Here is a 12,789-nt window from a genome sequence, read left to right as displayed (position 1 = left end):
GACCTGCAATCCGCTGTGCGGGATTGCGGGTCAGCGACATTCGCGTCACGCAAACGTGGTTTTCGAAGCGTCCATTGTCCCATCAGGATAGATGAAGAGCCCGGCCAGGTCCTTTTGCATGGCGTGGATCATCACCGAGGTGAACAGTGAGAGCGCTGGCACTTTTTCGGCCAGAAGCGGCATGGTTTCACCCTGCAGGATTTTCTTGCGCTCTTCCAGATTGGGGGCGTTGCGCTCCTTGTCGAGCGACGCGTCAATCTGCGGATCTTCGATGCCGGTGATGCGCTTGGAACTGGAGTGGAAGTGGGTGCGCAGCACCAGATCTGGTTCCGGCGAGCCAGTCGACCAGCCACAATCGATCATGTGGCCGGGGCCACCGCCCGGACGATCATAGAGCCGTTCATTCCACGCCACCGGTTCGAGCACTGTAAGGGTTACAGGAAAACCCTGTTCCTGCAGCATGGCGGTGATGACCTCGCCATATTCCTTGGTCTTTGGATAGAACCCGACTGACGTGATGTATTCGAGATCAGGCAGGCCCTTGCCCTTCGGGAAACCTGCCTCTGCCAGAAGTTTCTGGCAAGCTTCAGGATCATATTTCGGATAATTGGGCAGGTCCGTATAGCCGAATTTCACAGGTGATACGTAGTTGTAGGATTCATGCCCGGCGGAGCCCAGCACCTCGCGGATCATGGCAAGATCAATGGCGTGACAGGCGGCCATGCGCACCTTCGGGTCATTGAAGGGGGGCTTGGAACAACGGAACCAGAGATATTTGTTTTCAACAGAGACAACGCTGTTGATAGCAATGGCCTTGTTGCCTTCCAGTGTCGTTACCTGTTCGGGTTCAAGCCGCTCGACAATGGAAGCCTGACCATTCAGCAGTGACAGCATTCGGGTGGTGGCATCACCGACGAAGGTAAAATTGATGCCTGGAATTTTCGGTTCGCCACGAAAATAATCCTTGTTGGCTTCCAGCACGGTGTCATTGCCCTTCTGGGCGACGAAACGAAAAGGACCCGTACCATTCAATCTTTGGGTCAAAGGTCCAGATGGTCCGCCTGCAATGTCCGTTGCCGACATCATCGGCAAATAAGACGCGAGAAATACGAAGAGATGCGCAGGGTAGCCGCCCTTTGCCGTGTTGACGATGACGGTGTGATCATCTGGGGTGGTGATATCGAGGGTCTCAGTCGGACCGGGATACCATTGTGCCGGACGATCCTTGCGGGAGCCATATTCGAAAGTCGCCTTGACATCTTCAGCCTTGAACGGCTTGCCGTCGTGAAATTTCACATCATCGCGCAGCTTGATCTCAAGCGTATTGGCATCAAGCAGCTTGATGCTGGTTGCCAGTTCATAGACCGTTTCCTCCGGGTTATCGAGGCGCATTGGCGTGCGCGTCAGAAAGCCCATGACGAAAGCCTGGACGTTAATTTGCGAAAGTGTCGTATGGGATGTCGGGTCCCAGTTGCCCGTGATGTTCTCGGCCGAGAGAAAAACCATCGGCTTGCCGCTTTGGGCAAAGGCAGAAGAAAAGAAGAAGTCCGGATTCACATTCAAAAGAGCAGCACCGGCGCCCAGCGACGCCGCATGTGTCAAGAAATTACGCCTGCTGATAGTTGGCATTGAATTCCCCTTTTGTGGTTTTGTGGTTTTCATGAGGCTAACAAAGGATTTCGAATGTGACAATAGGGGTAGTTTCGGCTCTTCGGCAGTCAATGCTCTGAGAAACTATACAACGGTCAAAACATAGGCAGTATAGATAGATATCTGCCCAAATTTCGGTGTTATGCGCTCAAGGACAAGCCATCTTGCACTTGGATTCAGCAAAAATGGATAGAACGGCCGATTGTAAATATTTTAGAAGAAATCACAAAACCACATTTTCGGTGATTTATCCGGCAGTTGCGATGTGCGAAGAGAAGTATGACTGCGGAGTTTGAGAGATTCCGGCAGCAGTGCAAGTATGATGAGTTCGTTTGCCAAGCTGTATTTGCGTCATATGACACGCTTGCCACCAGCCTCGCATCTGCACAGGATTTTCGCAACTGCCCAAAATATCATCATGAAATGTTCAATTGTTGGGCTGGCAATCGTTTAGTACGCGTCGAGCAGATTGTTTTTTGACGCAATACGAGCCGGAAATTCGACGGAATAAAGCGTGCGCATTTGAACGCCTGTCAAAATCCTCTGCGGGTTAGTTCGTTGGCAAGCTAAAATTTCGTTTTTTGAACTTTTCCAACGCTGGCAATCCTCTTGATTGCAAAAGTGGCACGCAACTTGCTTTGCAGAAAATATCCGCAGGTGGCGGCGCACGATTGGGCGCTGGACCTGCAAGATTAGCGCGCACAACTAGGTAGTGAGAGAAGCCACAATGACAAAATACAAACTCGAATATATCTGGCTCGACGGTTACACACCGGTCCCAAATCTTCGCGGCAAGACGCAGGTCAAGGAATTTGACGCTTTTCCAAAGTTGGAACAGCTGCCGCTCTGGAACTTCGACGGAAGTTCGACTTTGCAGGCCGAAGGCCGCAGCTCCGATTGTGTTCTGAAGCCTGTTGCGATCTATCCAGATAGCGAGCGCAAGAACGGCGTTCTGGTCATGTGCGAAGTTATGATGCCCGATGGCAAGACACCGCACCCATCCAACAATCGCGCAACCATTCTTGACGATGAAGGCGCATGGTTCGGTTTTGAGCAGGAATATTTCTTCTACCAGAACGGTCGCCCGCTCGGCTTTCCTGATGCAGGCTATCCGGCGCCACAGGGTCCTTATTACACGGGTGTGGGTTACAGCAATGTTGGTAGCGTTGCCCGCCAGATTGTCGAAGAGCACCTTGATATCTGTCTCGCTGCCGGTTTGAACCATGAAGGCATTAATGCTGAGGTTGCCAAGGGTCAGTGGGAATTCCAGATTTTCGGCAAGGGCTCCAAGCGGGCTGCCGACGAAATCTGGATGGCACGTTATCTTCTGCAGCGTCTGTGCGAAAAGTACGGCATTGATGTTGAATACCATTGCAAGCCGCTCGGCGATACGGACTGGAACGGTTCCGGCATGCATGCCAATTTCTCGACTGCCTTTATGCGCGAAGTCGGCGGCAAGGACTATTTTGAACAGGTCATGGCTGCATTTGCCGATGCCTGCGATGATCATATTGCCGTGTATGGACCAGACAACCATCTGCGTTTGACTGGCAAGCACGAGACCCAGTCCATTCATCAGTTCAGCTATGGTGTTGCTGATCGCGGTGCGTCGATCCGCGTGCCACATAGCTTTGTGAACAGTGGCTACCGTGGTTATCTTGAAGATCGCCGTCCGAACTCGCAGGGCGATCCCTACCAGATCGCTTCGCAGATTCTGCGCACAATTGCTTCGGTTCCGGAGCCTGTTGCCGACACACTGGCTGCCTGACTTTAATGCTTCCGGCATGGCGCGGGTTTTCTGCGCCATGCCGTTTCTCTTTGGTAGGCCTTCCGGCCTTTGCACAATATGTGCGTACTTATCTGGTCCAGTTGTCGACGTAACTGAGCGCCGATACCAATCTCAAAACCAAATCGCCAATCACTCAACCTGCATACCCTCTCGGGTTTTGATGGTTGTTTCAGTCTACCTATGCGTACTCAGGGTGGAATGTGATCTCACTTGCAATCATTGGGCGAGAAGATCATGCTGTCTTTGCAATGCCATCGACTGCGACTCTGGGGTAAATTTGATGCGCAATTCACCTGCAAATATTCCTGAATTCGAGACATTTTCAGCCACAATCGAAGTGCAGATTCCGCGCGATGACTTCGAGTGATGCGTTGAACGCGTTTCATTCAATAGGGACGGGAGCCATCGAGGCATTGTTAAACCGGAACGCATGGTGCGTACCGGGGGAAACGCGAACCATACTCGCAAGGAACACATGAAAATGAACCAGTTTCTTACAAAGACGCTCGCCGCATCGGTGATTGTTGGCGCCGGAATGACCTTATTTGCCCTCCCGGCATCTGCAGCCAGCACCGCGGCCCAGTCCGTCACCAAAGAATGCAGCACTCAATATCAGGCAGCCAAGGATGGGAATAAGCTGAACGGCCAGACATGGCCACAGTTCCTCTCAACCTGTAGTGCCAATCTGAAGACAGATGCAGCAGCACCTGCTCCCGCTCCGGCGGTGAAGGCGAAGGACGCCATGAAACCGGCAAAGGCACAGACAACGGCGGCAGCACCCGCAGCTGCCGGCGCGATGTCCGGGAAGGCTGTAACCAAGGAATGCAGCACGCAGTATCAGGCAGCCAAAACAGCTGGTACGCTGAATGGCCAGAAGTGGCCGCAGTTCCTTTCGGCTTGCAGTGACAGCCTGAAGTCAGATCAATCCGATGCGACACCGCCGCCGGAACCAACTGTTGCGCCAACCAAAGCTGCGGCCAGTAAAGCTGCCACAGCACCGGAAACATCCGCCAATGGCAAACCCTTGTCCGCAGGCGAGATTGCGTTCCGTTCACGCATTCGCGAATGCGGCGACGATTGGCAGAAGGCGAAGGCTGCCAACAAGGTTGCCGGTCAAACATGGCCGCAATATTGGAGCGCTTGCAACACGCGCCTGAAGGCCGAATAACAGCGAACAGCCATCAGGCGTTTGCTCTTTGAAACTCTATAAACGCCCGGATAGGACGATCTCCTGTTCGGGCGTTTCTGCTTGCAACCTCTGGCCTTTTCTGGCGTCATCCAATTCCCATAGAGACTGGATAATGTTCAGTTCTGCACTCGCAAAAGGAGAACCCCATGCCGATACAGGATCTGGTCAACACGATAGCAACTGAAGCCAATCTTGATCCGCAGGTGGCGGAAAAGGCGGCGGGCACTGTTCTTTCCGTGCTTCAGCATGAAGCACCTGAGCAGACCGCAACTCTCTTTGCCAAGCTACCCGGCGCCGCGCAGCTGGCGCAGAGCTTCGATGTTATGGCTGCGGGCAATCAGGCGGGTGGTTTACTGTCCAGCATAACCGGGTTTCTCGGTGGCGCTGCGGGTGAAAAAGTCGGGGCAATCGTCAATGGTGTCGCGACGCTCAAGGCGAGCGGTTTGACAGTGGAACAAATTCAGCAGGCTGGTTCTGCGGTCGTTGCCCATGCCAAGGCTTCCGCTGACCCGGAACTGATCGATAAGATCGTAGCCTCTGTTCCCGGGTTAAAAGGCCATTTTGGCTTCTGAAATATATGGGCGGCAAGTGTACAGGCTGACATTTACAGCCTTTCCGGTTAAACCGCTGCTATGCCGTCGATGCGAGGCGGAGGAGCGGATGAAATGAACGGGACACGACGCGCGGTTTATTTTGCGCTTGGCTGGGTGATGGTCGCGCTCGGGTTTATCGGGGCGCTGCTTCCCGTCATGCCTACGACCATTTTCCTGATCATCGCCGCGTGGTGCTTTGGTCGCTCTTCCCCTCGCTTTGAGAAATGGCTGCTGGAACATCCTGTCTTTGGGCCGACATTGGTCCAGTGGCAGCGCCATGGTGCCATTCCGGTTCGGGTGAAATGCATTGCCTGTGGCGGCATGGCATTCGGCTATGGCTCGTTCTGGTATTTTGCCCGGCCGAGCCCGCTTCTCGGCGCGGTGGTCGCTTTATTCTTCATCGCCTGCGCCTGGTATGTCATGTCACGTCCAACTGTCTAGCAAAACGTCGGCGATAACCATATTGCCCCGAATCGAAGCAGCGGCCTCCATTTGGGGCAGTACTATTCCATACCGCTGATGATCAGGATCATTCAAAGCCCAGTAATTGCCGGAAACGGCGGGACGCCAAATGCTACTGGCAAAAACCAGTTGACAAGCCTATTCAAAAATCCAATTCTATTACATAAAAAGGGGATATATTCCATTATAATGGAGTTATTGAATGAGGAGCAGCGGTGGCTGATTTACTTGTAAGCTTGTACACGGACAAGCTGTCTGAGCTGAAAAGCAAAGCTGACAATGTCGCTGTCACCATCCGCCCTGTGCTTGCGCCAGAAGCGCAGCTGGTCACAGATTGGGTTCGTGAGCACTTCAGCGCCAACTGGGGCAGTGAAGTTGCCGTTGCCATCACGCGCCAACCCTCCGCCTGTCTCATCGCGATTGAAAACGGCGAGCTTGTCGGATTTGCCTGCTATGATGCAACCGCGCGCGGCTTTTTCGGCCCCACTGGCGTTCACCCTGACAAACAGGGAAAAGGCATTGGCCTTGCTCTGTTTTCGGCCACCCTGCAGACAATGAAAACGCTCGGTCATGCCTATGCCTTTATCGGCGATGCGGGGCCTGTGGATTTCTACGCCAAGGCAGCCGGTGCCATCGAAATCCCTGCCAAAGACAAAGGCGTTTATGAGGGCATGTTGCGCGCCAAGCGCACCTGACCTCGTTTCCAATCAGACCTTATGGAGTAAATACAGTGTCCAGCCAATTGCCTCTCGCCCTGTTTGTCGGCATTCCGAACACAACCTTGTCTTCAGACGAAATTGCGCTGTTTCGCGAGACTAACCCGCTTGGCCTCTTCGTTGGTCGCCGCAATCAACGCGAGCCGCAGCAGGTCAAGGCGCTGATCGAAAGCTTCCGCGAAGCGGTAGGCCGCGAGGACGCACCTGTCTTTACTGATCAGGAGGGCGGACGTGTGCAGCATCTCGACGCCGGCCCATGGCCGCTGTTCCGCAGCTTTGGTGAATTTGCAAAGCTGGCCCAGCATGACCTTGAACTGGCGCGCAAAGCCCTGCGCCTTTCCTCCCGCGCGATGGGCACCATGATGAGCGAGCTTGGTCTTTCCAGTGGTTGCTCACCGGTGCTTGATCTGGTGTTCGAGACGACAAGCGATGTCATCGGTGCGCGTTCGTTTGGTTCTGATCCCGCGCTTGTCACCATTCTTGGCCGTGAAGTTGTCGATGGTCTCCTCGAAACCGGCAACATGCCCGTGATCAAACACATTCCCGGCCATGGCCGTGCGACGCTCGATTCCCATAAGGAACGCCCGGTTGTTGACGCCAGCAAGGAAACTCTTCTGGCTACCGATTTCAAACCGTTTGTTGATCTGAAGGATACGCCATGGGCGATGGTGGCCCATGTGGTTTATTCCGCCTATGACAAGGAACAGCCCGCTTCCGTTTCGCCTGTCATGCTTGATGTGATCCGCAAGGATCTGGGTTATGAGGGCGTGCTTATCTCCGATTGCATTTTCATGAACTCGCTGACTGGCACGATGCCCGAACGCGTCGCGCAGGTTCTTGATGCGGGTTTTGACATTGCACTGCACAGCCATGGCGATCTTGCCGATAGTGAAGCGGCTGCAAAGGCTTCCCGCCCGCTGACTGAAGCGGCCGCCCGCCGTATCGCAGCAGCCAATGCGCGCCTTGGTTCGTTGAAAGTCGATGTCAAAGCAGTTCATGCGGAAGTTGAAGACATGTTTGCCAGTGCACTCGTCAGTTAAACGCGTTTAATCAATAATAAGAGGGGAATACGCATGTCGAGAAACCGTCTGTTTGCAGCAGCTTCTGCAATGATGTTTTTGTCAGCGCCTGCCATGGCGCAGAGTGTGCTGACCGTCAATATCGAGCCCGCCACCACCTGGGTGCGCAACTTTAATCCGTTCAACCAGACATCGGCTCGCCAGAGTACGCTCGATTTCATCTATGAGCCGCTCGTTATCTTCAACCGCTTTGACAATAACAAGCCGAACTTCCGTCTGGCTGAAAGTTTTAAGCTGGCGGATGACCTGAAGAGCATCGATTTCAAGCTGCGGCCTGATCTCAAATGGTCCGATGGCAAGCCGTTCACATCTGCTGATGTGAAGTTCACCTATGACTATCTGAAGAAATTCCCGGCGCTGGATTTTGTCAGTATCTGGAAATTCATTGATGGCGTCGAAGTTGTCGATGCACAGACCGTGCGCTTCACCTTGGTCAATCCAAGCTCGCTTGCGGCTGACCAGCTGGTGCAGGTGCCAATCATTCCGGAGCATGTCTGGAAGGATATTGCCGATCCTGTGACCTTTGCCAATGAAAGCCCCGTTGGTAGCGGCCCCATGACCGAGATTGTCAGGTTCACCGGCCAGACTTATGACCAGTGCCGCAATCCGAATTACTGGGATGCTGCTGACCTCAAGATTGACTGCATGCGGTTTCCGCAATTGGCTGACAACAATCAGATATTGACGGCGACCGCCAATGGCACGCTTGATTGGGGTGTCTCGTTCCTGCCCGACGTGGAAAATACCTACGTCGCCAAGGACCCCGCGCATTTCCATTACTGGTATACGCCCGGTAGTATGGTCGCGTTCCTGTTCAATCTGGAAACGGCCAATGAGAATAACCGCAAAGCGTTCAATGACGTGAAATTCCGCCGTGCCGTCAGCATGGCGCTTGACCGTCAGGGGATGATTGATGTGGCTGGTTATGGCTACCCGACCCTGAACGATGATCCATCAGGCATGGGTGAACTCTACAAGAACTGGTCCGATCCATCAGTCCTCGCGGACTTCGGCAAATACGGCAAATATGACACTGATGCTGCCAAGGCTCTGCTTGATGAAGCTGGTTATGCCGATAAGGATGGCGATGGTTTCCGCGACAATCCTGATGGGTCGAAGCTGTCATTCTCGCTGATCGTGCCCAACGCCTGGACCGACTGGATCGACACGGTTCAGATTGCCATTGAAGGCATGCAGGCGGCGGGCCTCGATGTGAAGATTGCCACACCGGAGGAGGCTGTCTGGTCCGGTAATCTCATCAATGGCTCATTCGACATGGCCATCAACAGTCTGCCGGCCGCCGCATCGCCCTATTACCCCTATCAGCGCGCCTTTAACGAGACCGACAAGGGCAAGACCCGCTTTACCGCGCAGCGCTGGTTCAATCCCGATCTCGCCAAACTGCTGGTTGATTTCACCCGCACCGCCGATCCGGCGGCCCAGAAGGATGTGATGAACAAGGCCCAGCGCATCGTGGCGGAAAATCTGCCTATGATGCCGGTGTTTAACAATCCGAACTGGTATCAGTATAACACCAAACGTTTCACCGGCTGGTCGACGAAGGAGCATCCATTCGTCAATCCTTCGATCACGCGCAACAATCCGGCGCGTCTCATTCACCTTCTGGCGCTTGAGCCGGTCAAATAGGCATCGCAACAGGCGAGGGCGGGTTATAACCGCCTTTGCCGCGATGGGGGATGCATATGGCTTTTTTGCTTCGACGCCTCGGATTCTATCTGGCTGCCTTCATCGCGGCGGCCACGATTAATTTCTTCCTGCCACGCCTCATGCCGGGAGATCCGATCCAGATCATGTTTTCCAGCACCGGCACCGAACTGTCGGCGGAGAATCTTGAGTCGTTGAAGCTGACATTCGGCTTTGTCGATGGGCCGCTTTGGCAGCAATATCTGACCTATCTGCAGAGTATTTTCACTGGCGATCTCGGTCGCTCGATCAAATATTTCCCGCTACCTGTAACCGAGGTTCTCGGCCATGCGCTGATCTGGACCGTTGCGCTCATGGGAACGGCAACGCTGATTAGTTTCACGCTTGGGACATTCCTTGGTATTCTCGCTGCATGGCGGCGCGGCAGTGCTTTCGATGTGGTTGTATCCGTTGGCGCGATCTTCGCTACGTCGGTTCCAGCAGTTGTTACATCGCTGATCGTACTGTTCTTCTTCGGTTTCACGCTTAACTGGTTTCCGACAGGCTATTCCGCCGATCCTGCGCTCGATCCGTCTTTTTCGTTCACCTATATCGCAAGTGTGCTCTATCACGGCATTCTGCCAATGGTGACGCTGTGCTCGGTGCTCACAGGCGGCTTTGCCGTGACCATGCGCAACAACATGATCAATCTCCTCGGTGAGGATTATATCGTCATGGGGCGGGCAAAAGGCCTTTCCGACAGCCGGGTGATGATCTGGTATGCGGCGCGCAATGCGCTTTTGCCAACCGTCAGCAGTCTTGCCATCGCCATTGGCACGGTGCTTGGGGGCTCACTGGTAACCGAGGTTGTGTTCAACTATCCCGGTCTTGGGAATATTCTCTATCAGGCGATCCTCGCCCGTGATTATCCCGTCATTCAGGGCCAGCTTCTGATCATGACCATCGCTATGCTTATCGCCAATTTCATCGTGGATATCAGTTATGTGCTGCTCGATCCACGCCTGCGGAGGACATGAGCCATGAAAACACTCATTGCCGGACTTGTCCGCAACCGCAAAGCACTTGTCGGCATGATCATCCTCCTGATCATCGTGCTGATTGCCCTCGCGGCACCACTTTTGACAGAATATAATCCGGCCGCGCGTGTTGGCAGGCCGCATCAGCCGCCATCAGCTGACCATTGGCTTGGCACGACGCGCATCGGGCAAGATGTGTTCGCCCGCCTGATTTACGGAGCAAGAACATCGCTCGCGGTCGGTTTCGGTGCCGGACTAATAATCACGGTGCTAGGCACTGCGCTTGGTATTATTGCCGGTTATCGCGGCGGTAAGACCGATGAAGTCATCAGCTTCTTCACCAATATGGTGCTGGTTGTTCCCAACCTGCCGCTCCTCCTCGTGCTTGCTTCATTCATCGGTCAGGCTAGTCCGCTGGTTATAGCCGTTATTCTTGGGCTTACGTCGTGGGCGTGGGGCGCACGCGTGACCCGTGCGGAGACGCTTTCCGTCAAGCAAAAGGATTTCGTCAAGTCCGCCGAGATGATGGGCGAGCCGCGCTGGCGCATCATGGCCTTCGAAATCTTCCCGAACCTGATTTCCATCGTTGGAATCAATTTCATTGGCAGCGTGATCTTCGCCATTATCACCGAGGCGACGCTGGAGTTCCTTGGTCTTGGCGATCCCAAGACCGTGTCATGGGGCATGATGCTTTATAATGCGCAGAAGGCATCCGCCCTGTCGGTTGGTGCGTGGTGGGATATTCTCACGCCCTGTTTCGCGCTCGCGCTTCTCGGCATCGGGCTTTCCCTGTTGAATTTTGCCGTGGATGAGATCGCCAATCCGCGTCTTCGGACAGGAAACAGCATGAGCCGCTGGTCGGCGCTCATCCGTTCCGGGGAGGGCCGCCTGTGACTACGCCTCTGCTTCAGGTGAAGAACCTCACTATCGATTATATTGGCGACAAGACAGATTTTCGCGCTGTGGATGATGTCAGTTTTGACGTGGCCCATGGTGAGACGTTTGGACTTGCCGGTGAATCCGGTTGCGGCAAAAGCACGATTGCCTTTGCCATCAGTCGCTTGCACAAACCTCCGGCGCTGATCCGCTCCGGCCAGATATTGCTGGAGGGCAGGGATGTCCTTGACCTCAATCCGGCGCAGCTGCGTGATTTTCGCTGGCGGGAAGTTGCCATGGTATTCCAGAGCGCAATGAATTCTCTCAATCCGGTGCTGCGTGTTGAAGCGCAGTTCTATGATGTGCTGCGTACGCACCAAGGGATGAGCAAGGCGCAAGCACGCGAGCGCACTGCGGAAATGCTCCGTCTTGTCGATATCCCGCCGGATCGTATGAAGGATTATCCGCACCAGTTTTCCGGTGGCATGCGTCAGCGTATCGTCATTGCCATCTGCCTTTCGCTGAACCCGAAGATCGTCGTCATGGACGAGCCGACAACGGCGCTCGACGTGGTGGTGCAACGGGAAATCCTGCAACGCATCAATGAGCTACGCCGCACCTTCGGCTTTTCGGTATTGTTCATCACCCATGATCTTGGTCTGATGGTCCAGTTCTGCGACCGTATCGGCATCATGCTGGCGGGCAAACTGGTTGAGCAGAATACCGCCGAGAAGATCTACGGTGATCCGCAGCACGACTATACAAAGAAACTCTGGGCTTCCTTCCCGTCGCTGCATGGTGAACCGGTTATGGAAAGGGTGCCGACATGAGCGAGCCGCATTCTGCTATCCTCGCGCTTGACCGGATATCAAAATCCTTTGGCCGCCCGCCGTTTCAGGTGAATGCCGCGCAGTCAGTCTCCTTTGAACTCCATGCAGGCAGAACCCTTGCGCTCGTAGGCGAATCCGGCAGCGGCAAGACCACCTGTGCACGGCTGGTGATGCGGGAATATACACCGAGCGACGGCCAGTTGCTGTTCAAGGGCAAGCCCGTTTCAACGGATAATGCCAAAGCGCTCGCCGCCTATCGCCGTTCGGTTCAGATGATCTTTCAGGACCCGTTTTCCTCGCTCAATCCGGCTCATACGATTGACTATCATTTGCGCCGTCCGTTGCAATTGCACCAGCGTGATCTCAGGGGCAAACAGGTCGATGCGGCGATTGAAGAACTGCTGACCCGGGTCAAGCTCGATCCAAGAATTGTTGCGCAGAAACATCCGCACGAACTTTCCGGCGGCCAGCGCCAGCGTGTCAACATTGCCCGTACTCTTGCGGTCGGTGCTGAAGTGATTGTTGCTGATGAGCCCACCTCCATGCTCGATGTTTCGGTGCGGCTAGGTGTGCTCAATCTGCTCAATGAGATGAAGCGTGATATGAAGCTGGCGCTGCTTTACATCACCCATGATATCGCCACGGCCCGCTATGTCGCGGAAGATATTGTCGTCATGTATGCAGGGCAGATCGTCGAGTGGGGTAATGTCAACAAGGTCATCGATAATCCGCAGCATCCCTATACCAAGCTTCTCCTGTCAGCCGTGCCAGACCCAGAAATGCGGTTCGATGATCCAAAGGCCCAATTGAAGGCTGCGGATGTCGAGGAGGTCAGGCGTTTGTCTGCGGTTCCGCAGGATCGTGTCATTGCCATTGATCAGGACCATTTCATCCGTCAGGTGGCGAGCACGCGTGCGGCGTAAA

12 protein-coding genes are annotated in these 12,789 nt (G+C 54.4%); 11 read left to right on the top strand and 1 reads right to left on the bottom strand.

Translation table 11 applies throughout. The annotated features are described in order from the left end of the window. Positions 1–45 precede the first annotated feature (45 nt). Complete coding sequence (locus BLU05_RS18275; RefSeq protein ID WP_091883025.1) at positions 46–1,629, bottom strand: ABC transporter substrate-binding protein; 1,584 nt, start codon at positions 1,627–1,629, stop codon at positions 46–48. Between the two features lie 748 nt (positions 1,630–2,377). On the opposite strand from BLU05_RS18275, the gene BLU05_RS18270 reads away from it, so the two are divergent. The 11 genes from BLU05_RS18270 to BLU05_RS18220 all read left to right on the top strand — a co-directional run bounded on the left by BLU05_RS18270 (position 2,378) and on the right by BLU05_RS18220 (position 12,788). Further along, complete coding sequence (locus BLU05_RS18270) at positions 2,378–3,418, top strand: glutamine synthetase beta-grasp domain-containing protein (RefSeq protein ID WP_091883022.1); 1,041 nt, start codon at positions 2,378–2,380, stop codon at positions 3,416–3,418. Between the two features lie 502 nt (positions 3,419–3,920). Then, on the top strand, positions 3,921–4,607 hold the full coding sequence (locus BLU05_RS18265) for a hypothetical protein (protein WP_091883020.1): 687 nt from the start codon (positions 3,921–3,923) through the stop codon (positions 4,605–4,607). A 167-nt stretch (positions 4,608–4,774) separates the two neighbouring features. Further along, a complete protein-coding gene (locus BLU05_RS18260) occupies positions 4,775–5,200 on the top strand; it encodes a DUF2267 domain-containing protein (RefSeq protein ID WP_091883017.1) in 426 nt (141 codons plus the stop codon). Positions 5,201–5,293: 93 nt separating this feature from the next. Continuing rightward, a complete protein-coding gene (locus tag BLU05_RS18255) occupies positions 5,294–5,662 on the top strand; it encodes a YbaN family protein (protein ID WP_091883015.1) in 369 nt (122 codons plus the stop codon). A gap of 236 nt (positions 5,663–5,898) precedes the next feature. Next, positions 5,899–6,378 (top strand): GNAT family N-acetyltransferase, encoded by a 480-nt coding sequence (locus BLU05_RS18250; protein WP_091883012.1) that lies wholly within the window; start codon positions 5,899–5,901, stop codon positions 6,376–6,378. A 35-nt stretch (positions 6,379–6,413) separates the two neighbouring features. Continuing rightward, positions 6,414–7,439: a glycoside hydrolase family 3 N-terminal domain-containing protein gene (locus BLU05_RS18245; protein WP_091883009.1), complete on the top strand. Its 1,026-nt coding sequence runs from the start codon at positions 6,414–6,416 to the stop codon at positions 7,437–7,439. 33 nt (positions 7,440–7,472) lie between these two features. Next, positions 7,473–9,125, top strand: coding sequence for an ABC transporter substrate-binding protein (locus tag BLU05_RS18240; protein ID WP_091883007.1), 1,653 nt, complete (start codon positions 7,473–7,475; stop codon positions 9,123–9,125). A 56-nt stretch (positions 9,126–9,181) separates the two neighbouring features. Then, positions 9,182–10,159, top strand: coding sequence for an ABC transporter permease (locus tag BLU05_RS18235; RefSeq protein ID WP_091883203.1), 978 nt, complete (start codon positions 9,182–9,184; stop codon positions 10,157–10,159). Between the two features lie 3 nt (positions 10,160–10,162). Next, complete coding sequence (locus BLU05_RS18230) at positions 10,163–11,053, top strand: ABC transporter permease (RefSeq protein WP_091883004.1); 891 nt, start codon at positions 10,163–10,165, stop codon at positions 11,051–11,053. Further along, positions 11,050–11,865 (top strand): ABC transporter ATP-binding protein, encoded by an 816-nt coding sequence (locus BLU05_RS18225; RefSeq protein ID WP_091883001.1) that lies wholly within the window; start codon positions 11,050–11,052, stop codon positions 11,863–11,865. The genes BLU05_RS18230 and BLU05_RS18225 overlap by 4 nt, the downstream gene beginning before the upstream one ends. After that, positions 11,862–12,788, top strand: a complete 927-nt coding sequence (locus BLU05_RS18220) for an ABC transporter ATP-binding protein (RefSeq protein ID WP_091882998.1) — start codon at positions 11,862–11,864, stop codon at positions 12,786–12,788. Before BLU05_RS18225 ends, BLU05_RS18220 begins: the two co-directional genes overlap by 4 nt. Position 12,789 lies beyond the last annotated feature (1 nt).

The sequence above is a fragment of the Phyllobacterium sp. OV277 genome (assembly GCF_900104355.1).
In the GTDB taxonomy this organism is placed as follows: Bacteria; Pseudomonadota; Alphaproteobacteria; order Rhizobiales; family Rhizobiaceae; genus Phyllobacterium.
This window is presented reverse-complemented; position numbering and strand designations above follow the sequence as displayed.

What these genes read in the sequence shown, in the direction of transcription:
- BLU05_RS18275 (WP_091883025.1), bottom strand. Translation starts at nt 1,629, where the DNA reads ATGCCAACTATCAGCAGGCGTAATTTCTTGACACATGCGGCGTCGCTG.
- BLU05_RS18270 (WP_091883022.1), top strand. Translation starts at nt 2,378, where the DNA reads ATGACAAAATACAAACTCGAATATATCTGGCTCGACGGTTACACACCG.
- BLU05_RS18265 (WP_091883020.1), top strand. Translation starts at nt 3,921, where the DNA reads ATGAACCAGTTTCTTACAAAGACGCTCGCCGCATCGGTGATTGTTGGC.
- BLU05_RS18260 (WP_091883017.1), top strand. Translation starts at nt 4,775, where the DNA reads ATGCCGATACAGGATCTGGTCAACACGATAGCAACTGAAGCCAATCTT.
- BLU05_RS18255 (WP_091883015.1), top strand. Translation starts at nt 5,294, where the DNA reads ATGAACGGGACACGACGCGCGGTTTATTTTGCGCTTGGCTGGGTGATG.
- BLU05_RS18240 (WP_091883007.1), top strand. Translation starts at nt 7,473, where the DNA reads ATGTCGAGAAACCGTCTGTTTGCAGCAGCTTCTGCAATGATGTTTTTG.
- BLU05_RS18235 (WP_091883203.1), top strand. Translation starts at nt 9,182, where the DNA reads ATGGCTTTTTTGCTTCGACGCCTCGGATTCTATCTGGCTGCCTTCATC.
- BLU05_RS18230 (WP_091883004.1), top strand. Translation starts at nt 10,163, where the DNA reads ATGAAAACACTCATTGCCGGACTTGTCCGCAACCGCAAAGCACTTGTC.
- BLU05_RS18220 (WP_091882998.1), top strand. Translation starts at nt 11,862, where the DNA reads ATGAGCGAGCCGCATTCTGCTATCCTCGCGCTTGACCGGATATCAAAA.